The sequence below is a fragment of the Streptomyces sp. NPDC048254 genome, from assembly GCF_043201895.1.
Classification (GTDB): Bacteria; Actinomycetota; Actinomycetes; order Streptomycetales; family Streptomycetaceae; genus Streptomyces.
Map to the genome: position 1 here is coordinate 229,135 of NZ_JBICZJ010000005.1, position 19,598 is coordinate 248,732.

Sequence of the window (19,598 nt, forward strand, 5' to 3'; positions counted from 1 at the left end):
GATGGTTCTCCTTCGGTGGGGGGAGCTCAGGTGAGTGCGACACTCACCTCTTCGAACTGCGTGGTGCCGAGGGCCTGCGGGGTGCGCGAGCACACCACCAGACCCACGTGGTAGGGGGCGTCGCCGAAGGCGGGGATCGTGCCCGTGGCGAGCGGGCTCCAGGTGACGCCGTCATCGGCGGAGACGGCGGCGGCGAAGGCGGTCCCGGTGCGCTTCAGCCGCAGCAGCAGGGGCAGTCGGACGGTGGTGGTCCCGGTGAAGGCGGAGGCTCCGGCGACGGTCGGGCGCAGCATCAGCTGGGCGCTGGTCCCGCCGGTGACGATCACGCCGGCCGCCTGGTCGAACGGCGACAGCGACTTGGTCATGAGGAGCCCCACCCGGTCGGCGGTGGCCCCGGAGCGGGAGACGAGCCGGGCGGTGAGTTCGCAGTCGCCGGTGACCTGACGTCGTACGAACTGCCCGGTCATGCCCTGTGAGTTGACGTTGAGGTCGGCTCCGGCGCCGCGCACGGTGAAGGTGCCGTCGGCGTAGGCCGCGTCGCCCGGGGTGAGGACGGCGACGACGCCGAGGGTGCCGTACGCACTGCGGTCGAGGACCACGTCACCGAGGTCGCCGCCGGTCCAGGGCTCGGGGAGGGCCGGGACGACGGCGGCCGTGGGTGCGGTGGCCGTGGTGACGGCGGGCATCACCGCGCCGGCGGACGCCGAACGCGGCCCGCGGCCCGCGCAGTTGGTCTTGGCCACGGCGTAGTGGTACGTCGTCCCGGAGGTACCGCTCCCGTCCGTGTACCGCAGCCGGGTGCCGAAGCCGACCGCGCCCGCGTCCCGGGCGAGGGTCCGGTACGGCCCGTGCGCGGCGGGGGCGCGCAGCACGGTGTAGCGGGCCGACGGGTCCGGGTCGGTCCAGGCCAGCTCGACCCCGTCGGAGCCGGCGACGGCGAGCAGATCGGTGGCCCGGCGGACCGGGCGCGGCACCCGCCACCCCGCGCCGCCCCGGGACACCACACTGACGTTGTCGAAGGCGCCCGTGCCGGTCTCGGCGTACTCCGCGTCGACGCCCAGGCAGGAAGTGAGGACGAGCCCGGCGTACGCGGTACGCGGCAGCTCGCACACGGTCGACCCCACCTCGGTCCACCGCACCCCGTCCGCCGAGATCGCCCCGGTGCAGCGGTCCCCCTCCCGGGTCACCCGCACCCAGTACGGCGCCCGCAGCCGATAGCCGTCTCCCGCTCCCTCGACGTACGGGGCCGCCAGCGGGGTCGCCGACTCGGGCAGCGTGCCCAGGTCGGAGATCGGGAAGCCGGCGCCGGTGGTGATGGCCTGCTGCTGGCTGGGCGGCACCGGGGTGCTCCCGGTCGCGGAGATCCCGGCACCGGCCGCCGGGCGCACGCTCCACACCCCGCTCCAGGTGTGCAGGGGCAGACCCTGGATCAGCGTCGAGGCATGGGCGTCGGACGGGTCGAGCGAGGCCCTGAGGGTGACGCCGATCTTGGCGTACTGCGAGCTGAGCGGCCAGACGATCCGCGCGGTGACACTGCCGTCGCCGTGCAGCGGGAGGTGGACGAGGCGGTAGGTGGCCGCGGTGCCGCTCGCCTCCAGCACGAACCGTTCACCGTCGAAGCGCGCCGACCCGGGGATCCGTACGGCGCCCAGGTCCCGGGTCCGCCAGGGCCGCGGGAGCCCGGCGGTCGCCGGGACGACGGCCGAAGTCCCGCTTCTCCCGAGGGAGTTGGCGGCGACGACCGAGTAGTAGTACGTCCGGCCCGGGCGTACCCCTCCGTCGCTGTACGACGGCGACCGGACCTCGGCAAGCCGCTCATGGGGACCGTCGGGGTGCTCGGCGCGCCGCACCTCGTAGCGCGTCGCGCCCGCCGACGGCAGCCAGGACACCGTGACCGCGTGCTCGTCGCCGTCCGCCGTGAGGCCCGCCGGCGGGGTCGGCACGGCCGGGGCGGGGGCCGCGGCGCCCGCGTAGGCGAAGGTACCCCAGCCCGGCAGGTCGTCGTTGCCGCCCTCGACGATCCGGGTGCCGCCGGTGCCGCGGAAGACGGCGGCCTCCGTGTGGGGCGCGGCGAGGCCGCGGACCCCCGCGTAGTGGGCGTAGTACATCTCGTAGACCGGGGGCAGGGTGCCTCGGGAGATCGCCGAGACGGCCGTCTTGACGTACTTGCCGGTGCGGTCCAGGTCCGGGGTGAAGGGGACGTCGTCGCCGAGGTTGTAGCGGGCCGCGTACTCCGCGTTGCCGAGGATGCGGTTGCCGTCGTAGCCCCACAGATCGACGCCCTGGTTCCAGGCGACCTGGGCCGCGTCGCCCATCAGGCCCACCGCCAGCTGTTCGTGGCCCTGGTCGCGGCCGGACTCCTGGCCCTGACCGGCGTCGGTGACCACGCGGTGGCGGACGCTGCCGTTGCCCGCGCCGGCGGCGGCGAAGCGCAGGGCGTCCTCGAAGAGGGTGCGTTCCTCGCAGAACACGCCGATGGCCAGAATGGTCTGAAGGGCCGTCAGGTCCCAGTTGCCGTTGGCGTAGGGCATGTAGCCGGAGACGGCCGGATACCAGACGTCGAGGAAGGAGGCCGCGCAGCGGGCGATGTCGGCGTCCGCCCAGCCGTCGTAGCCGGTGTGGCGCAGGAGTTCGGCCGCGTTGGCGAACTTGAAGCCCTGCAGGCCCGCGCCGAGCGGGCCGTCGGCACCGGTGACGACGGTGAGGGAGCCCGACCAGGCGTTGAGGATGTCGCGGGCCTTGTCGGCGTGCGCGCGGTCGCCGGTGACGGCCCAGAGCAGGGCGTTCTGGTAGGCGGCGGCCGAGTCGGCGACGGCCTGGTTCTGGAAGTTGGCGGGGCCGCGGCCCCAGGAGGTGATCTGGCCGGTGTTCTGCACGGAGTACGTGCTCTGCGAGCGGACGTGGGCGGCGAGGGCGAGATAGCCGTCGTGGACGGGCGGTTGTCCGCCGTCGACCGCGGATCGCATGCGGGCCAGGTCCTCAGCCGTGTGCAGGATGCCGGGGTGGGTGAAGGCGAAGCCCGGAAGGTCGCCCGCCGCCCCGGCCGCGGGCACGAACAGCGTGTTCGTGCCCGCGGCGAGCAGCAGCGCGCCGGAGGACTTCAGCAGGGAGCGGCGGCTGAGCGGGCTCACTGGGCGGCCGCCTCCGCCTCGGCGGTCGTGATGAACTTCAGGTTCGTCACGTGCTCGTTGGAGAACCACTGGATGGTGTCGGTGGTGTAGTACCAGCTCGGCTTCTTCATCGAGTCGGCGATGACGACCCCGTTGATCACCAGGTTCTCGAAGGTGACGTTCGTGATGGCGTGGCCGGCGTCGTAGCCGAGGAGGAGCGACGGTTCGGCGTGGGTGCCGGTGTAGGTGAGGTTCTTGACGTAGACGTCCTCGATGCCGCGGCCGACCGAGGTGTTGTACTTCGTGTTGTACATGACCTTCATGTAGATGACCTGGCCCCAGCGGAAGTCCTCGATCCGGACGTCCTCGATGCGCACGTTCCTGATCAGGTTGGAGTCGCCGGGGTTGAGGGCGATGCAGCCCTGGTAGTTCATCTGGGGTTCGCGGTGGTCGAGGATGTCGAGGTTCCTGATGACAAGGTTCTCGATCGTCTCCGGGGCGTCGGTGTTGCCGTGCGTGCCGATGTTGATCGGGTGGGCGACGTCGGCCCACAGCGAGCAGTTCTGCACGGTGATGTTCCGGGTGTCGCCGTAGTAGTCCCAGCGGTGGGCGTAGATGGCGATGCAGTCGTCGGAGTTGCGCAGGAAGCAGCCGTCGAGGACGACGTCGCTGGAGGAGAAGATGTCGATGCCGTCGCCGTTGCCGCGGGAGCTGAAGCCGCGCACTTTCTTGATGTGGACGCTCTTGGCCTCGCCGAGGGTGGTGATGTAGCCGCCCGGGTTCATGATGATGACGTCCTCGACCCGGATGTGCTTGCTGCCCTCGCAGAGCACGCCCCCGCCCGGACCGGCCCAGATCATGCCGTGGCCCTTGAGGGCGGCCTTCTCGACGTCCTTGAAGTAGACGGTCGCCTTGAGGACGGCGCCGCCGGCCAGGTAGACGGTCTTGCCGCTGGGGACGGTGAGGACGCCGCCGGTGACGGTCTGCACGCCGGGGCCGAAGTAGATGACGTCGGGGTCGTCGGCGGCCGGCGGGCGGTGCTCGACGCGGTTGGTGATGATGTGCAGGCAGTCGAAGATCTCGTCGTTGATCTGGACGACCAGGTCCTTCGGCTCGTCGAGGGTGAACCGCAGCGTGTCGCCGAGGAGTTCGGGCGTGATGCCGTACGAGTCCGGTCTCACCCGGGCCTTGGTGGTGCCGCCCTTGAGGTAGGTCACCTCGACTTCGACGGAGCCCCGGAAGTCGAAGTAGACCAGGGAGGAGTTGTAGACCTTGCCGGAGCCGGTGGCCGGGTTGATCTCCTCGAACTGTGGGCGGTAGATGTCCAGCGTCTGCCAGTCTCCGTCGGGGGCGGTGCGCACCCGCACCTGGAAGCTGGTGTTGGTCGGTACGGCGGACGGGCGGGGGTAGGTGACGAGCCTCCGTGCGGAGTTGCGGGCGTCCGCGTGGGCCGCTCCGGCGGTCAGCCCGCCGGACAGCCCCGCGGCGAGCGCGGTGACTCCGGCCGCTTGCAGGGCGGTACGGCGTGAGAAGGGTGCGTTCATCTCTGACTCCTTGCAACAGGTCGGCGGTGCGGGCTACTTGAGGCCGGACGTCGACAGGCCGGCGACGAAGCCGCGCTGGGCGACGAGGAAGACCAGCAGGATGGGGAGGACGTACATCACGGACGCGGCGGCCTGGAGGTTGGTGATGGGGGTGCCGGCCGAGGAGACGTAGGTGGTCATCACGGCGACGGCGAGGGTGGAGCGGTCGGTGGACAGCAGGAGTTGCGGCGCGATGTAGTCGCCCCAGGTCCAGGTGAAGGCGATGACGAAGCTCGCGGAGAGCACCGGCCAGGACTGCGGCAGGAAGATCCGCCAGAACATCCCGGCGTATCCGCAGCCGTCGACGATGGCCGCCTCCTCCAGTTCGCGGGGCAGTCCTGCGAAGAACTGCCGGAAGAGGAAGACCAGGTAGGGGGCGGAGGACAGGCCCCACAGCACCCAGGGCCAGTAGGTGTCGACCATGCCGAGCTTGGCGAAGATCAGGTAGGTCGGCAGCAGGGTGATCATCTGGGGCAGCATCATCGAGCCGATGAGGATGCCGAACAGGGTCTTCCTGCCGGGTGCGGTCAGCCGGGCGAAGCCGAAGCCGACCCAGGCGGAGCTGAGGGTGACGAGGGTCGCGTAGATCGTCGCGATGATCAGGGAGTTGCGGGCGTAGCCGAGGAAGTCGATGAGCTGGTAGGCGTCGGCGAAGTTGTGCCACTGGACGTGGGTGGGCAGCCAGTGCACGGGGGCGGCGGCCAGTTCGGCCGGGGCCTTGAGGCCGGTGAGGACCAGCCAGCCGAACGGGCCGAGGAACAGGCCGGTGACGACGACCAGGACCGTGTAGAGGACGAGCCGGTTGACGCGTATCCGCGGCCGGGCCGGGGACTTGGGGGTCACGCTGGTGGCGGTCACTTCTTCGCCTCCGGGTCGACGTTGTAGAACACCACGCCGGAGGTGAACCTGAAGATGAGTCCGGTCGCGATGAGGATCAGGACGAAGAGCACCCACAGCAGTGCGGAGGCGTATCCGTAGCGGCCGAGCGCGAAGTACTCCGAGAACACGTGGATCATGTACGTGTAGTTGGACTGCGGGATCGTGGTGAGGCCGCCCGTGGTGGCGATGGGGGCCAGCAGCATCGGCATGATGGTCTGCACCGAGGCGATCACCCCGGTCACGGTCTGGAAGAGCAGCACCGGCGACAGCAGCGGCACGGTGATGCTGCGGAAGGTCCGCCAGGCACTCGCCCCGTCGATGCGGGCCGCCTCGTGGAGTTCGCGGGGGACGTCCTGGAGCCCCGCCAACGAGATGATCATGATGTTGCCGGCGGCCCAGAGGACCGTCATGACGAGGACGTAGCGGGCGTAGGGGTCGGCCAGCCAGCCGATCGCGTCGAAGCCGAAGAAGGTCAGGACGCCGTTGGCGGCACCGGAGTTCTGGTCGAAGAGGTTCTTGAAGGCGATGCCCGCGCCCACCGGGGGCACCACGGCCGGCAGATAGAGCAGGGTGCGGAAGATACCGCGTCCCCTGATCGGCCGGTTGACCAGAACGGCGAGTGCGAGCCCGGCGGTGATCGACAGCGGCACCGAGAGAAGCGCGAACAGGCCCGCCCGGCCCAGGGCGTCCCACGTCGTCGAATCGCCGATCAGCTCGCGGTAGTTGCCGAGGCCGACGTAGTGCCAGTTCGGGGAGATGCCGTCGTACGTGGTGAAGCTCAGCCACAGCGCGTAGGCCATCGGGGTGATGGTCAGCAGCGCGAACCCGATGATCCACGGGGAGGTGAACATGTAGAACGCGCGGTGCCTGCGGACCGTCATCGAGGGCCCGGTGCGCTCGGCGGACCCGGCCCGGCCGGCACCCGCGGTCGTACTCGCCCGGCCGGCGACGGATGAGACCTGATTGACCGTCATCCCGCCTGCTCCTTTCCGCGCTTGAGCTGCTGGTTGATGGCCGAGTTCAGGCGTCCGGCAACGGTGTCGACGGAGATCCCGCCCGTCATCGCGGGCGTGGCGACCTGGTTGAAGAGCGCCTCGAAGGCGTCCCCCGAGATGTAGGGCGACAGGGAGACCACCGAGAAGTGCCGGAGCTCGTTCTCCTGCGCCCTCAAGGTCCGTTTCTGGTACTCCTCCTTGGCCGGCATCAGCGGTCGCAGGGACTTCAGGGTGGGGATGCCCCAGCCACTGGAGGCGCGCGCCTTGGCCGGTGCCTCGCCGAAGAACCACTCGAAGACCCGCCATGCGGCATCCTTGTGCTTCGCCTTCCGCGGCATCCACAGGCCGGTGCCGCCCTGGCAGGCGCTGATGCGCGGACCGCCCGCGAAGACGGGGGCCGGAGCGAGCCGCGAGACCTGCGCCAGCTTCTTGTCGGTGCCGATCATGCCGCCCATCCAGTAGCCGGAGTTCGACATGGCCAGCCGTCCGGCCTGGTAGGTCGGCCCGTCCCAGCCGTTGGGGTCGGGCAGCACCGGGCTGGGCCCGACCTTGAGCCTGCAGTAGTCGAGGTACCAGGCCAGCGCCTTGCGGGCCTCGGGGGTGGTGAAGTCGACCTGGGAGAAGTCGTCGCTGAAGAGGCTGCCGCCGGCGGAGGCGGTCATGGTCGCCATGAGGGTGAGCTTGACCAGGCCGTTGTAGCTGCCGCCGAAGACGGTCGTCTGGCCCTTGGAGCGCTGCGCGAGCCGCTGGGCGTCGTCCAGCCACTCGTCGAAGGTGACGGGCTCGGTCTCCGACGGGTAGGTGACGCTCTTCTTGTCGAAGGCGGCGGTGTTGAACCAGAACATCGAGTCCTGGGAGAAGTCCTTCGCCATGCCGTAACGGGGACCCTTGCCCTGGACCTTGCCGTCGTAGCGCCACAGGTCGTTGACGGGGTCCAGGTCGTCGAGCCTGAGAACGCCGCTGCCGGCGAAGTAGTCGTCCAGCTCCTGCATCACGTCCCGGGCCGCGAAGTACGCCGCGTCCACGGCACCGACACCGCGCACCAGGTCCGGCGGGTTGCCGCTGGTGAGCATCGCGATCAGCTTGGTGATGTCGTAGTCCACCCGCTTGATCGTGACGCCGGTTTCCTTCTTGGCCTGCTTGACCAGGTCGGGGCTGAGGTCGTCGGGCTTGACCATCATGGTGACGGTCTCGCCCGAGCCGCTCACCCCCGTGGACACCTGGAGCGCACAGCCGCCGAGCGACGCCGCTCCGGCCGCGGCACCCGCCGCCGACAGGGCGAGAAACCGGCGCCGGCTGACCGGGGCACGGGCGTGCGTCTGCATGAACTACCCACTCTCTGGAAGGAGGTGACGAGTGTCGGCTCTGGTTGGCAACCGGTTGCTATGAGCGGTGAGGGGAGCTTCAACCCGTACGGGGGCATCGTCAAGGGGGGTGACGAACTTTCGAAAACCGTTCGGCGGCAACCGGTTGCTCTTGTGTACCGGTTGCTGTTCACGAGCCGTTCGGCCGACCGCACATCGAAAGATTCCGACTCATACCCCTTGCTGGGAGCGGCCGGCCCGTCCTACCGTCTCGTGGAAACCGGTTTCTAAGGCACTGCCGAGCCGCCGCCCTCCTCGCCGAGAGCGCCCACCTCCGAAGGAACACGGTCTGATGAACTCCACCAGGTTGGTCCGCGCCGCGATCGCGGGCCTCGCACTGACGGGTCTGCTCTCCGCCTGCGGCGGATCGGGCTCCGGCTCCGGCGGCTCCGACTCGGCCGCCGGCCCGGTCACGCTGCCCTTCTGGGGCTGGGCGAACGGCCAGGAGGCCGTGGTGAAGGCGTTCAACGCCTCCCACAAGGACGTCCAGCTGAAGTACACGAAGGTGACCGACCAGCTGACCATGCAGAAGCAGCTCACCAACGCGGTGAAGGCGGGCAACGCGCCCTGCCTGGTGCAGAACACCGCCGAGTACGTGACGAGCTGGGTCGCCCAGGGCGCCCTCGCCGACATCACGAAGTACGTCGACCCGGCGAAGGAGAAGTTCAACCCGGGCTCCTGGGCGGCCGCCCAGGTACAGGGCAGGCTCTACGGCGTCCCCACCAGCTCCTCGCCGAACTTCACCGTCTACCGCACCGACATCTTCCAGAAGTACGGCCTCAAGGCCCCCACCACCTGGGACGAGTTCATCGCGGCCGGCAAGGTGCTGAAGAAGCAAGGCATCAAGATCACCAACTATGCCGGCGAGGACCCCAGCACCCTCGAAGTGCTCGCCATGCAGGCCGGCGCCCACTGGTACACGATCGACGGCGACTCCTGGAAGGTCGACTTCCAGGACGCGGGCACCCTGAAGGCCGCCGACGTGATCCAGCAGATCATCGACAACGACCTCGACTCCAAGCTGTCGTTCGCCGACTACGCGGCCGTGCAGCGGAACTACGACAACGGCTCCACCGCGACCCGGCAGATCTCCACCTGGCAGATGGCCGGCATGGTGCAGAACTTCACCAAGTCCTTCGGCAAGTGGGCCCTCTCCCCCTGGCCCGCCTTCGCCGGCGAGGCCGCGAAGACCCCGGCCGGCACCAACCTCACCGGCAGCGTCACCCTCGTCACCAAGCAGTGCGCTCACCAACAGCAGGCCGCCGAGGCCGCGTTGTGGATGTCGACCGATCCCGGCGCGGTGAAGACGATGGCGAGCCCGACCACCGGCAACGGGGTGATGCCCGCGCTGGCCGACAGCAGCGCCTACGTCGACGAGGCGATCTCGCAGAAACTGCTCGGCCCGAACTACGCCCCGGCGAAGAAGGTCGTCACCGACAGCCTGGCCGACGTCACCACCGACTGGACCTTCGGCCCCGACTGGACGGCCATGTTCACCGAGCTGCAGAACGGCTGGGCGAAGGTGGTCAGCAAGCAGCAGAAGGTCACCGACCTCCTCGCCCATATGCAGGAGTGGACGGTGGGCGACCTGAAGTCCCGCGGCATCAGCGTCAAGGGCTGAGGCGGTCACCCGGATGGTCCGCTCCCAGCGCTGGAAGGGCGCCGCCTTCACGGTGCCCTTCCAGCTCGGCTTCGTCTTCCTCTACCTGATCCCGGTCGGGTACGCCGTCTACGAGTCGCTGTACCGCTCCCAGTCCTCCGGCCTCGGCCTCGGCGGCACCACCGACGAGTTCTCCGGCCTGGCCAACTACCGTCAGGGTCTGACGGATTCGGCGTTCCTCGACTCCGTGTTCCGCGTCATCCTGTTCGCCTGCGTGCAGATCCCGGTGATGCTGCTGGTCAGCCTGCTCCTCGCACTGTTCCTGGACGCGCTCGCGTCCCGGACGGCCGGCCGCTTCCGGGTGCTGCTGCTGGTGCCGTACATGATCCCCGGGGTGGTCGCGGCGATCGTCTGGATCAACCTCTACAGCCCGGACGTCGGCCCGCTCACCCCGCTGGGCAAGGCGTTCGGACTGTCCTGGAACTTCTTCGCGCCGTCGATGGTGTGGCCGTCCATCGGCAACCTGCTGACCTGGCACGGCATCGGCTACAACATGGTGATCATCTACGCGGCGCTGCAAGGTGTGCCCCGCGAACTCTTCGAGGCGGCCCGGCTGGACGGCGCCTCGGAGCGCCGTATCGCTCTCAGCATCAAAGTCCCCTACGTGCGGGGGGCGTTGGTCCTCACCGGCATGCTGTCGATCATCCAGATGCTGCAGATCTTCAACGAGCCGGCCCTGTTCCGCAACGTCACCCCCCAGACGGTGAGCGACAGCTTCACGCCGATCATGGTGATCTACAACCAGGCGTTCAACGCGGGCAACTACCACTACGCGGCCGCCCTCTCGGTGCTGCTGGCCCTGATCCTCGGCGTCGCCTCCTTCCTCTTCTACCGGCTGACCGCGAAGGAGGCCGACTGATGGCACTCACCGAGGAGCGCACCCGCACGAACCCGGTCCGCCGCATCACCATGCCCGATCCGGCCTCCCGCTCCCGGGGCGGCCAGCGCTTCCTCCTCCTCGGCCTGATCCTGGCCGGCACCTACAGCCTCTTCCCGGTCTGGTGGCTGCTGGTCGCCGCGACCAAGGACCGCACCGCCCTCTACCAGAGCAACGGCCTCTGGTTCTCCGGCTGGCACCTGTGGGACAACCTGCACCAGCTGTTCACCTACGAGGACGGCATCTTCCTGCGCTGGACCGCCAACTCCTTCCTCTACGCCGGGGTCGGCTCACTCGGCGGCACGCTCATCGCCCTCGCCACGGGCTACGGCCTGGCCCGTTTCCAGTTCCCGGGCCGGGGCCTGGTGTTCGCCTGCGTGGTCGGCTCCTTCCTGGTCCCCATCGCCCTGCTCACCCTCCCCCTCTACCTCCTCTTCTCGAAGATCGGCCTGGTGGACACGCCCTGGGCGATGCTGATCCCCTGTCTGATCAACCCGTTCAGCGTCTACCTCGCCAAGGTCTACACGGAGGCCACGGTTCCCTTCGAACTCCTGGAGGCCGCCCGGATCGACGGAGCGGGCGAGCTGCGCATCTTCTTCTCGATCGTCCTGCGCATGATGACGACGGGCGGGGCCACGGTCTTCCTGCTGGCCTTCGTCAACACCTGGAACGCCTTCTTCCTCCCCCTCACCATGCTGCGCGGCGAGGAGAACTGGACCCTGAACCTGGGCCTGTACAACTGGTCCGGCAAGCGGCTCGAATCCGGGGTCGACCTGACCGGCCTGGTCCTCACCGGCGCCCTGCTCTCCATCGTCCCGATGGCCGTCATGATGATCGCGATGCGCCGCTACTGGCGCACCGGCGTCACCCTGGGAGCCCTCAAGTGACCGTGCTCCACAACCCGGTGATCCGCGGCTTCGCCCCCGACCCCTCCCTGGTCCGGGCCGGCGACTGGTACTACCTGGCGACCAGTTCCTTCGAGTGGTTCCCGACGATCCCGATCCACCGCTCCCGCGACCTGGCCCACTGGGAGTACGCGGGCCATGTCGAAGGCGCGGCCCCCGGCGACTCCCTGGCCGGCGTCCCCGACTCGGGCGGCATCTGGGCCCCGTCCCTGAGCTGGGACGGCGAGCGCTTCTGGGTGGTCTACTCGATCGTCCGCTCGGTCGGCACCCCGTACTTCGACGCGGACACCTACGTCAGTACGGCCACGGAGGTGTCCGGCCCCTGGAGCCCCCCGCGCCGCATCCCGAGCCACGGCTTCGACCCCGCGCTCCACCACGAGAACGGCCACCTCTGGCTCCTCAACCTCCAGAACGACCACCGCCCGGGCGGCCGGCGCTTCGCGGGCATCGTCGCGACGGATCTGGACCGGGAGACCCTCACCCCCGTCTCCCCCACCCGACTCCTTCTCCAGCACGACCGGTTGATCGAGGGACCGAAGCTGCTGGAGCGGGACGGCTGGTACCTGCTGGTGCTGGCGGAGGGCGGGACAGGGTTCGAGCACGGGGTGCGGGTGGCCCGCGGCAGGAATCTCACAGGCCCGTACGAGCTGGACGAACGCCCACTGCTGACGGCACGGGACGACCCCGAGTGGCCGTTGCAGAAGGCGGGACACGCGGAGTTGGTGGAGACGCCGGAGGGCGACTGGTTCCTCAGCCACCTGACGGCACGCCCTCTGAAGACGTCGAAGGGCCTACGGTGCCCACTGGGCCGCGAGACGGCGATCCAGGCGGTGACCTGGGACGCGGAGGGCTGGCCGAGACTCCGGCACGGGGATCACCGTCCGGCGGTCACAGTGAAGATGCCTCAGCACGAGCGCCCCTTCAGGGGCGCGGGGAACTGCGCGACCGGCCCCCACCCACCCGCACCCGACAACGCACCCCCCTACTACACCCTCCGCTCCCCAGCAGCCCCCTCCTGGATAGACCCCACCACCCGCCCCGGCTGGCTGCGCCTCCGCGGCCACCACGGCCCCGACTCCCTCTGGTCCCACCACCTCCTGGCCCGCCGCATCACCGAGCACCACACCGAAGCCCAGGTCACCCTCCACGCGACCCCGTCCACCTTCACCCAGTCCGCCGGCCTGCTCCTCTGGTACAACACCTCGGCCTACTACGCCCTGGACCTCACCTGGGCCGAGCCGGACGGCGAAGCACAACACGGCCAGCAGTGGCGGAACACGGGCCGAACCGTGCTCGCCCTGACCACCCGGGACGAGAACGAAACCCGCCGCGCAGCCGTACAGGAAGTCGACGCGGACAGACCCCTCAGCCTCGGCGTCACCGTCGACCGCACCGAAGCCCAGTTCTGGCACCTCCGCGAAGACACTCGCCACCCCATCGGCCCACCCCTCGACTTCACCCGTCTCTCCGACGACCACGGCTCCCGTCTCCGCTTCACCGGCGCCATGGCCGCGATCCACGCCGTGGACCTCGTCGACGCCTCCTTCACCGCCGACTTCACCGATTTCCGAGTCACCTGCACACCCGCCTGATCCGACCTCCCCTGTTCGAAGTTTCGAAAGTCCCGCTGTGGACGATCCCGTGAATTCCCAGGTCTTCACGCCGAGTTGACGCACACCTATCGTAGGAAGCGCTTACTTCACGGCTGGCACGCAGACCGCGGAAGTGGCGTTGGTCGCAACTTTCGTCACTTTCGTTGGCCCAACGGCGGGCCGGAGAGGCGGTTCCCCATGGTTCGTGCCGGGGGTACGAGCGTGGCGGCGGCCGGGCCGACGCTGGCGGTGGTGGCCCGCGAAGCCGGCGTCTCCGTACCGACCGCGTCGAAGGTGGTCAACGGTCGTGACGACGTGGCCCCCGAGACCCGCCGCCGGGTCACCGAGGCCCTCGAACGGCTCGGCTATGTCCGCAGACCGCGGTTCGACGTGGCGAAGGCCCCCGCCCTGATCGACCTGGTCGTGCACGCGCTGGACAGCTCGTGGTCGGGCGCGGTGCTGCACGGGGTGGAGGAGGCGGCCTACGAGGCCGGTCTCGAGGTCGTGGTGTCGGCGGCGCTGACCCGGACGCGGGCCGGCCGCCCGGAGCGCGGCTGGCTGGACAAGCTCACCGCGCGCGGCTCCTCCGGGGTGCTGTTCAACCTGGCCGAGCTGACCCAGTCGCAGTACGCCTGGCTGGACCACCACCGCATCCCGTACGTGCTGCTCGACCCCGTCCAGGAACCCCCGGCGGGAGTCGTGTCGGTGGGGGCCGCGAACTGGCAGGGCGGGGTGTCCGCGACCGAGCATCTGCTCTCGCTCGGCCATGAGCGGATCGCGGTGATCGCCGGCAACCGGCGCAGGATGTGCAGTGGCGCCCGGGTGGCCGGCTACCGTTCGGCGCTCGCCTCGGCCGGGCTGCGCCATCGCGGCGAGTACGTCCGGCACGCGAGCTTCGACGAGGGCACGGCCCGGCATCGTATGCACGAGCTGCTCGACCTGCCGGAGCCGCCGACCGCCGTGTTCGTCTGCTCGGACCGGATGGCGCTCGGGGGGTACACGGCGCTGGCCGAGCGCGGGCTGCGGGTGCCGGACGACATCAGCGTGGTCGGCTTCGACGATCTGCCCGAGGCGCGCTGGGGCACCCCGGCACTGACCACGGTCCGCCAGCCGCTCGCGGAGATGGCGGCGACCGCGCTGCGGCTGCTGGTACGGCTGATGCACGGGGACCGTCCGGAGGGCACCCGGACCGAGTTGTCGACACGGCTGGTGGAGCGGGCGAGTACGGCCGCCCCGCCGGCCCGTTCGGCCGCACGAGGGTGACCGGAGCCCCTTCAAGATCGTTTCCAGTGCATGAATCTCACCCTGCGCACCGCGGCGGCCTGTGCCCTGGCGGCGGCCGCCGTGACCGCGGTCCTGGGCAGCGCCCAGGCCACCACCCGTACCGTCGCCCCGGCCCAGCACCACGCCAGGGTGGCCGCGCCGACCGACGAGCACGACCCGAAGGAGGATGTGGAGCTGGACGAGAACGGCCGCCCGGACCTGACCGAGGACTGAGGCGGAGCGCCCCGTCAGGCGCGCTGGGGGTACCCCCGGCCGAAGGCTGGGGGAGAACTGCGCGACCAGTCACCACGGTCCCGCAGTTCCCCACCGGCCGGTCTTTCAGTCGTCGTCCCGAAGAGGCTCACCGAGCAACGCCTGGATCGCGTCCACGGCGCTGCCGTCGTGGTCGCTGCCGGCCGTACCCCTCCCGGCCTGGATGTTCGCCGTGCGGTCCACCTCCAGGATGGAGTCCGCGTTGGAGTTGTCGATCACGGTGATCAGACTCCCGGCCGCGTACGCGGGAACCGCGGCCGCGCCGAGCAGCACCGCCGCGACCGCCACAGTCGTCGGTAACCGCCTCACACGCCCACGCCCTCGGGCTCGTCGAGCCGTTCCCGGGCGATGTTGCGTTCCAGCAGGGTGGTGGACGCCTTGACCCCGACGCCACCGGCCGCGTCCACCTCGGGCAGCCGGCCGTCCGCCGCCTTGAGCTCGCCGAGCGCGCTCTCCATGGCCTCGTGCGCGGCGAACAGACAGGGAGTGGAGTAGATGGCGACGTCGACACCGAGTTCGTCCAGTTCGGTGAGCGAGAGCCGGGGTGACTTGCCGCCGCCGATCTGGTTGAAGAGCAGCGGCTTGTCGCCGACGACCTTGCGGATGCGGCGGATCCACTCCTCGCTGCGGACCCCGTCGACGAGGATCACGTCGGCGTCGGTGGCGGCCAGCCGCTCGGCGCGGTGCAGGATGTCGTGCTCGTCGGTGGCGTCCGTACGGGCCACGACGAGCAGGTCCTGTCGGGTCGCCAGGACCTTCTCCAGCTTGTCCAGGTACTCCTCCAGGGGCAGTACCTGCTTGCCGTCGGCGTGCCCGCAGCGGCGGGGCCGCTTCTGGTCCTCCAGGATCACCCCGGAGGCGCCGATCCGCTCCAGGCCCTCGACGACATGGCAGGCGACCTCGGGGTCGACATACCCGTCGTCGATGTCGACGAGGAGATGGTGGTGCGGGAACGCACCCCGCAGCCGCTGGACGAAGGCCACCATGTCGGGCCAGGCGATGAATCCGATGTCCGGCAGTCCGTAGTACGACGCGGCGAAGCCGAAGCCGGAGACGAACATCCCGTCGTAGTGTTTGGCCGCGATCGATGCCGAGTACATGTCATACACGCCGATCAACGGGGTGGTCCCCGGTCCGGCGATCTGTTCGCGCAGCTTCTTCCCGTAACTCAAGGTCCGGCTCCTCCTGTGGGTGGGTGGCGCGGCGGCTCGATGGCCTCCGCGTCTCGACGCCCTTTGCCAAGACAAGAGCATGTCTAGGTACGCACGTGACTATCTCCGTGCGCGAGCTTTACTCACCCCAATGGCGGATCGGGTTCACCGGAGAAACGTCACTGGCCGAGCCGGGCGGCCCAGGCCAGACCCCCGTGCAGATGGGCCAGGAAGGCCGGATCCCGGTACGCCTCCCGGGCGTGCCCCAGTGCCGTGTAGAACACCCGTCCGGCCCCCTGCTCGCGGCACCAGGCCAGTGGATGGTCGTCCCCCATCGCGCCGCCGTCGTACGACGACTCGTCGGCACGCAGCAGCACCCGTACCCGGCCGCGCGGGTTGTCCCGGAAGTCGTACCACTCGTCGGTGAAGTCCCAGACGGCGGGCAGCTGCCGGGTCGCCGGATGGTCGTGGTCCTCGACGAGCGCCCGGCCGGGCTGGTACTCCGGGTGGCGGTCGAAGCGGGCGCCGAGGAGTTCGCCGTAGTAGGGCCAGTCGTACTCGGTGCAGGCCGCCGCGTGCACGCCGGCGAAGCCGCCGCCCGCCTCGACGTGGGCGGCCAGCCGGGAGCGGCCCGCCGGGGTCAGGATCTCGCCGCTGGTGGAGAGGAAGACGACGGCCGCGTACCCGTCCAGCGGCTGTTCGAGGGCGGCCGGGTCCTCGGTGGCGTCGACGTCGAAATCGGTGAACTCCCGTACGGCGGCGACGGCGTCGGGGATCGAGTCGTGGCGGTAGCCGGTGGTGCGGGTGTGCAGGAGCAGTCGAGGGGCCATGGCCGCATGGTCGCCCGTGGCCGGCGACGGTTTCAAAGGCCGGGCGTCGGCACGCTGTTGTCGGGGGCGCCGTCGCCGTTGGACGGCAGGTCGCCGCGCTGCACCGGCTGGTCGTCGGTGAAGGCCGGGTCGGGTGTGGGCAGCAGGGCGTCGAGCTCGTCGGCGGAGGGACGGTGGATCGCGCGCACCGCCTTGCCCAGCACGGCGTCGGAGACGCCGCCCTCGCCTTCGAGCCACACCACGCAGTCCTTCTCCGTCACCTCGTACTTGTGCTGCCCGGCGTAGCGCAGGTGGTCGGTGTAGAGATGGATGACGGCGCCGGTCCTGTCCGCGTACGAGGCGGAGAATCCGTCGTCGCCCTGCACGCCGACGGACTGCTGGGCGAGGGTGAAGCCCGGGGCCTCGGTGACATAGACCAGCGCCGGGTCCATGCCCAACGCTTTCGCCTTGGCGGCGAGTTCGGCCGGGTCGGCGGGCGAGCCGGAGGCCCCGGAGTCCGCCTTCTCGGTACCGCATCCGGTGAGCAGGGCGGCGGCGAGGAGCAGGGGCGGCAGAACGCGCACGGCACGGATCATGCACCCATCGTGCCGCACAGGCGTTCCACAGGCATCGGGTTTTCCGGTCGCCTCTCCGCTCGCGGTGTCCGCGACCGTCCCGGATCCGCGGGGAGCCGTGGTCTTCGGCCGAGTGTCCGTTTCCTTCAAGACCGGCGCTCGGCCCTCCGCCTACGGTGACGCCATGACTCCACGATTCGCCGTGATCGGTCTGGTCGCCTCCGACCTGACCGCGTCCCTCGCCTTCTACCGTCGCCTGGGCCTGGACTTCCCGCCCGGCGCCGAGGAACAGCCTCATGTCGAGGCCGAGTTGCCCGGCGGGCTCACCCTCGCGCTGGACACCGAGGAGACGGTCCGCTCCTTCCACCCGGCCTGGCGCCCGCCGGCCGGCGGCGGCCGTACGGGCCTCGCCTTCCGCTGCGGGTCGCCCGCCGAGGTGGACGCGGTCTACGAGGACCTGGTCGGCGCCGGGTACCACGGCGAGCTCAAGCCGTGGGACGCCTTCTGGGGCCAGCGGTACGCCACCGTCCACGACCCCGACGGCAACGGCGTCGACCTGTTCGCCCCGCTACCCGACTAGCTCGGTCAGCGGCAGCCCGGCCAACTCCCGCACCTCACGGGAGAGATGGGGCTGATCCGCGTAACCCGCCCGGACCGCGGTCTCGGCGAGCGGCACCCCGCCCCGGGCGAGCGAGAGGGCCCGCTGCAGCCGGAGCACCCGGGCGAGCGTCTTGGGACCGTAGCCGAACGCGGCGCGACTGCGCCGGTGCAGCCGGCGGGCGCCGAGGCCCAGTTCGTCGGCGGTGGCCGCCACCGGGCGCCCTGCGTCCAGCGCCTCGACGAGCCGCCGCAGCGACGGGTCGGGCGGCCCCGCCCGCTCCAGGGCGATCTGCTCCAGCGCCGCGGCGGGATCACCGGCGGCAGCGACCCGGGCGCGCAGCCGCCGTACGACGGAGGCCGGCCAGAGGTCGCTCAGCTCCACCCGCCGGTCGAGCAGTTCGTACGCCGGCACGCCGAGGACGGCGGGCGCGGTACCGGGGTAGAAACGGAGGCCCACCCACACGCCTTGGGCGCCCTCGGTGACGTAGGCGTGCGCATCGGGCCCGGCGACCAGCAGCCGCCCCTCGTGCCAGAGCAGATCCATACACCCGTCGGGCAGCACGCGCCCGGTGCCGCCCTCGTCCGGCCTTTTCATCCAGACGACCGCACCGGAGACCCGAGACGCCCGTTCCTTGTACATATAGGCCAGCGTAGACGCGCCCGTCAGGAGCGCGGGGCTGTGTGAGATACGCCGACCTCACCGCGCCCCTTCAGGGGCGCGGGGCTGTGTTCGACATGCGGCTGCCGCCGCGTGGGCGCGATCAGCCACGGCGAACCCGCACCCCGCCGGCCACGCGAACCCCCACGGCGAACCCGGCTCCGGCCCTCACGCCTCCGGCTTGCGCGGCGGATGGCTGCTCTTCACATGCGTGCGCAACCGGGCCGTGACGTCCTCGGGCGGCAGGAAGCGGGACCAGCGCTCCGGGAACTCGGAGGGCATGTCGGGATCGTCGGGGTCGACCTCGCGGGCCGCGGCCGCGCGGGCGACGTACTCGGCGACCTGGGCCTCCCGCAGCCGTTCGTTGGCCGCGCGGGCCGCGGCCGTGGCGGCGGCCGGCCAGACCCGGTCGATCGCGGCGTTCACGGCGGCGCCGACCAGCACGGCGAAGGCCGACACACCGATCCACAGGAGCACGGCGACGGACGCGGCGAGCGAGCCGTAGATCGTCGCGCCCTCGATGGTGTTGGTCAGGTAGATGCGCAGCAGGAAGCTGCCGAGGACCCACATGGCCAGGGCGACCAGGGCGCCCGGCACGTCCTCGATCCACGGCGAGCGCACCGGCACGGAGACGTGGTACAGCGTGGTCAGGAAGACGATGGACAGGACCATCACGACCGGCCAGTACAGGACCTGTACGACCGTCTCCGACCACGGCACGATCCGGACCACCGCGTCCGGCCCGGCCACCATCAGCGGCAGCGCCACCGAGCCGATCAGCAGGGCCGCGATGAAGAGCAGGAAGGACACCACCCGGGTCTTCACGATGCCCCGGACGCCGTCGAGGCCGTACATCACGGTGATCGTGTCGATGAAGACGTTCACCGCGCGGGAGCCCGACCACAGGGCGAACAGGAAGCCGATGGAGATCACGTCGGGGCGGCCGCCCCGCATCACGTCGTGCAGGATCGGCTCGGCGATCTCCTTGACGCCCTTGTCCGACAGGACGGTGCGGGAGGCGTCCAGGAGGTTGGCCTCCAGGCTGGCGATGGTGTCGGCGCCGGTCCAGTCGTCGACGTAGCCGAGCAGCCCGATGAGGCTGAGCAGCAGCGGCGGCACGGAGAGCAGGGTGAAGAAGGCGGCCTCGGCGGCGAGGCCGAGGATGCGGTACTCCATGCAGGAATTGACGGTGTCCTTGAGCAGCAGCCAGGCCGTCCTGCGCTTGGAGACGTTCCGGTAGAGGGCCCTGGCCCGGTGGAGCCGGCCGGAGGGCCGCTCGGGGGTATCGCTTGCTGGCTGCACGC

Annotated in this window: 18 protein-coding genes; 7 read left to right on the forward strand and 11 right to left on the reverse strand. The window is 70.3% G+C overall.

Features of this window, described 5'->3' with window-relative positions:
• Positions 1-26: 26 nt before the first annotated feature.
• Genes ACGFZQ_RS16435 through ACGFZQ_RS16455 form a run of 5 tightly spaced genes read right to left on the reverse strand, consistent with a single transcriptional unit; the run spans position 27 to position 7,892 of the window.
• Positions 27-3,131, reverse strand: coding sequence for an alginate lyase family protein (locus ACGFZQ_RS16435; RefSeq protein WP_393840954.1), 3,105 nt, complete (start codon positions 3,129-3,131; stop codon positions 27-29).
• On the reverse strand, positions 3,128-4,654 hold the full coding sequence (locus tag ACGFZQ_RS16440; protein ID WP_393840955.1) for a glycosyl hydrolase family 28 protein: 1,527 nt from the start codon (positions 4,652-4,654) through the stop codon (positions 3,128-3,130). Before ACGFZQ_RS16440 ends, ACGFZQ_RS16435 begins: the two co-directional genes overlap by 4 nt.
• Before the next feature lie 33 nt (positions 4,655-4,687).
• Complete coding sequence (locus tag ACGFZQ_RS16445; RefSeq protein WP_393840956.1) at positions 4,688-5,551, reverse strand: carbohydrate ABC transporter permease; 864 nt, start codon at positions 5,549-5,551, stop codon at positions 4,688-4,690.
• On the reverse strand, positions 5,548-6,546 hold the full coding sequence (locus ACGFZQ_RS16450; RefSeq protein ID WP_393840957.1) for a carbohydrate ABC transporter permease: 999 nt from the start codon (positions 6,544-6,546) through the stop codon (positions 5,548-5,550). Before ACGFZQ_RS16450 ends, ACGFZQ_RS16445 begins: the two co-directional genes overlap by 4 nt.
• Positions 6,543-7,892 carry an extracellular solute-binding protein gene (locus tag ACGFZQ_RS16455; RefSeq protein WP_393840958.1) on the reverse strand — a complete coding sequence of 450 codons (1,350 nt, stop codon included), beginning with the start codon at positions 7,890-7,892 and terminating at the stop codon, positions 6,543-6,545. The genes ACGFZQ_RS16450 and ACGFZQ_RS16455 overlap by 4 nt, the downstream gene beginning before the upstream one ends.
• A gap of 331 nt (positions 7,893-8,223) precedes the next feature.
• Here ACGFZQ_RS16455 and ACGFZQ_RS16460 point away from each other — a divergent pair, with 331 nt between their 5' ends.
• The 6 genes from ACGFZQ_RS16460 to ACGFZQ_RS16485 all read left to right on the forward strand — a co-directional run bounded on the left by ACGFZQ_RS16460 (position 8,224) and on the right by ACGFZQ_RS16485 (position 14,462).
• Entirely contained in the window at positions 8,224-9,552 is a 1,329-nt protein-coding gene (locus ACGFZQ_RS16460; protein ID WP_393840959.1) for an ABC transporter substrate-binding protein, read from the forward strand.
• A 13-nt stretch (positions 9,553-9,565) separates the two neighbouring features.
• Positions 9,566-10,450, forward strand: a complete 885-nt coding sequence (locus ACGFZQ_RS16465; RefSeq protein ID WP_393840960.1) for a carbohydrate ABC transporter permease — start codon at positions 9,566-9,568, stop codon at positions 10,448-10,450.
• The gene (locus tag ACGFZQ_RS16470; protein WP_393840961.1) at positions 10,450-11,355 is read left to right on the forward strand and encodes a carbohydrate ABC transporter permease; all 906 of its coding nucleotides are present in this window, start codon (positions 10,450-10,452) and stop codon (positions 11,353-11,355) included. The genes ACGFZQ_RS16465 and ACGFZQ_RS16470 overlap by 1 nt, the downstream gene beginning before the upstream one ends.
• Positions 11,352-12,965: a family 43 glycosylhydrolase gene (locus ACGFZQ_RS16475; RefSeq protein WP_393840962.1), complete on the forward strand. Its 1,614-nt coding sequence runs from the start codon at positions 11,352-11,354 to the stop codon at positions 12,963-12,965. Before ACGFZQ_RS16470 ends, ACGFZQ_RS16475 begins: the two co-directional genes overlap by 4 nt.
• Before the next feature lie 198 nt (positions 12,966-13,163).
• A complete protein-coding gene (locus ACGFZQ_RS16480) occupies positions 13,164-14,228 on the forward strand; it encodes a LacI family DNA-binding transcriptional regulator (RefSeq protein ID WP_393840963.1) in 1,065 nt (354 codons plus the stop codon).
• Positions 14,229-14,258: 30 nt separating this feature from the next.
• A complete protein-coding gene (locus tag ACGFZQ_RS16485) occupies positions 14,259-14,462 on the forward strand; it encodes a hypothetical protein (RefSeq protein WP_393840964.1) in 204 nt (67 codons plus the stop codon).
• A 105-nt stretch (positions 14,463-14,567) separates the two neighbouring features.
• Here the strand turns inward: ACGFZQ_RS16485 and ACGFZQ_RS16490 are convergent, their stop codons facing one another.
• The 4 genes from ACGFZQ_RS16490 to ACGFZQ_RS16505 all read right to left on the reverse strand — a co-directional run bounded on the left by ACGFZQ_RS16490 (position 14,568) and on the right by ACGFZQ_RS16505 (position 17,057).
• The gene (locus tag ACGFZQ_RS16490) at positions 14,568-14,789 is read right to left on the reverse strand and encodes a hypothetical protein (protein WP_393840965.1); all 222 of its coding nucleotides are present in this window, start codon (positions 14,787-14,789) and stop codon (positions 14,568-14,570) included.
• A 17-nt stretch (positions 14,790-14,806) separates the two neighbouring features.
• On the reverse strand, positions 14,807-15,673 hold the full coding sequence (locus ACGFZQ_RS16495) for an oxaloacetate decarboxylase (protein ID WP_393840966.1): 867 nt from the start codon (positions 15,671-15,673) through the stop codon (positions 14,807-14,809).
• A gap of 158 nt (positions 15,674-15,831) precedes the next feature.
• Complete coding sequence (locus tag ACGFZQ_RS16500) at positions 15,832-16,482, reverse strand: ThuA domain-containing protein (protein WP_393840967.1); 651 nt, start codon at positions 16,480-16,482, stop codon at positions 15,832-15,834.
• Positions 16,483-16,514: 32 nt separating this feature from the next.
• Positions 16,515-17,057, reverse strand: coding sequence for a membrane lipoprotein (locus tag ACGFZQ_RS16505; protein WP_393840968.1), 543 nt, complete (start codon positions 17,055-17,057; stop codon positions 16,515-16,517).
• A gap of 163 nt (positions 17,058-17,220) precedes the next feature.
• On the opposite strand from ACGFZQ_RS16505, the gene ACGFZQ_RS16510 reads away from it, so the two are divergent.
• Positions 17,221-17,616: a VOC family protein gene (locus ACGFZQ_RS16510; RefSeq protein WP_393840969.1), complete on the forward strand. Its 396-nt coding sequence runs from the start codon at positions 17,221-17,223 to the stop codon at positions 17,614-17,616.
• Here the strand turns inward: ACGFZQ_RS16510 and ACGFZQ_RS16515 are convergent.
• Positions 17,605-18,276 carry a helix-turn-helix domain-containing protein gene (locus tag ACGFZQ_RS16515; protein WP_393840970.1) on the reverse strand — a complete coding sequence of 224 codons (672 nt, stop codon included), beginning with the start codon at positions 18,274-18,276 and terminating at the stop codon, positions 17,605-17,607. The two genes, ACGFZQ_RS16510 and ACGFZQ_RS16515, sit on opposite strands and share 12 nt — an antisense overlap.
• Positions 18,277-18,462: 186 nt before the next feature.
• Positions 18,463-19,596: a YihY/virulence factor BrkB family protein gene (locus ACGFZQ_RS16520; RefSeq protein ID WP_351729267.1), complete on the reverse strand. Its 1,134-nt coding sequence runs from the start codon at positions 19,594-19,596 to the stop codon at positions 18,463-18,465.
• Between the last annotated feature and the right edge of the window lie 2 nt (positions 19,597-19,598).

Bases quoted from the DNA above. Each gene is read 5' to 3' on its own strand.
- ACGFZQ_RS16505 (WP_393840968.1), bottom strand. From the start codon at position 17,057: ATGATCCGTGCCGTGCGCGTTCTGCCGCCCCTGCTCCTCGCCGCCGCC.
- ACGFZQ_RS16450 (WP_393840957.1), bottom strand. From the start codon at position 6,546: ATGACGGTCAATCAGGTCTCATCCGTCGCCGGCCGGGCGAGTACGACC.
- ACGFZQ_RS16470 (WP_393840961.1), top strand. From the start codon at position 10,450: ATGGCACTCACCGAGGAGCGCACCCGCACGAACCCGGTCCGCCGCATC.
- ACGFZQ_RS16510 (WP_393840969.1), top strand. From the start codon at position 17,221: ATGACTCCACGATTCGCCGTGATCGGTCTGGTCGCCTCCGACCTGACC.
- ACGFZQ_RS16460 (WP_393840959.1), top strand. From the start codon at position 8,224: ATGAACTCCACCAGGTTGGTCCGCGCCGCGATCGCGGGCCTCGCACTG.
- ACGFZQ_RS16500 (WP_393840967.1), bottom strand. From the start codon at position 16,482: ATGGCCCCTCGACTGCTCCTGCACACCCGCACCACCGGCTACCGCCAC.
- ACGFZQ_RS16465 (WP_393840960.1), top strand. From the start codon at position 9,566: ATGGTCCGCTCCCAGCGCTGGAAGGGCGCCGCCTTCACGGTGCCCTTC.
- ACGFZQ_RS16515 (WP_393840970.1), bottom strand. From the start codon at position 18,276: ATGTACAAGGAACGGGCGTCTCGGGTCTCCGGTGCGGTCGTCTGGATG.
- ACGFZQ_RS16485 (WP_393840964.1), top strand. From the start codon at position 14,259: ATGAATCTCACCCTGCGCACCGCGGCGGCCTGTGCCCTGGCGGCGGCC.
- ACGFZQ_RS16480 (WP_393840963.1), top strand. From the start codon at position 13,164: ATGGTTCGTGCCGGGGGTACGAGCGTGGCGGCGGCCGGGCCGACGCTG.
- ACGFZQ_RS16455 (WP_393840958.1), bottom strand. From the start codon at position 7,892: ATGCAGACGCACGCCCGTGCCCCGGTCAGCCGGCGCCGGTTTCTCGCC.
- ACGFZQ_RS16440 (WP_393840955.1), bottom strand. From the start codon at position 4,654: ATGAACGCACCCTTCTCACGCCGTACCGCCCTGCAAGCGGCCGGAGTC.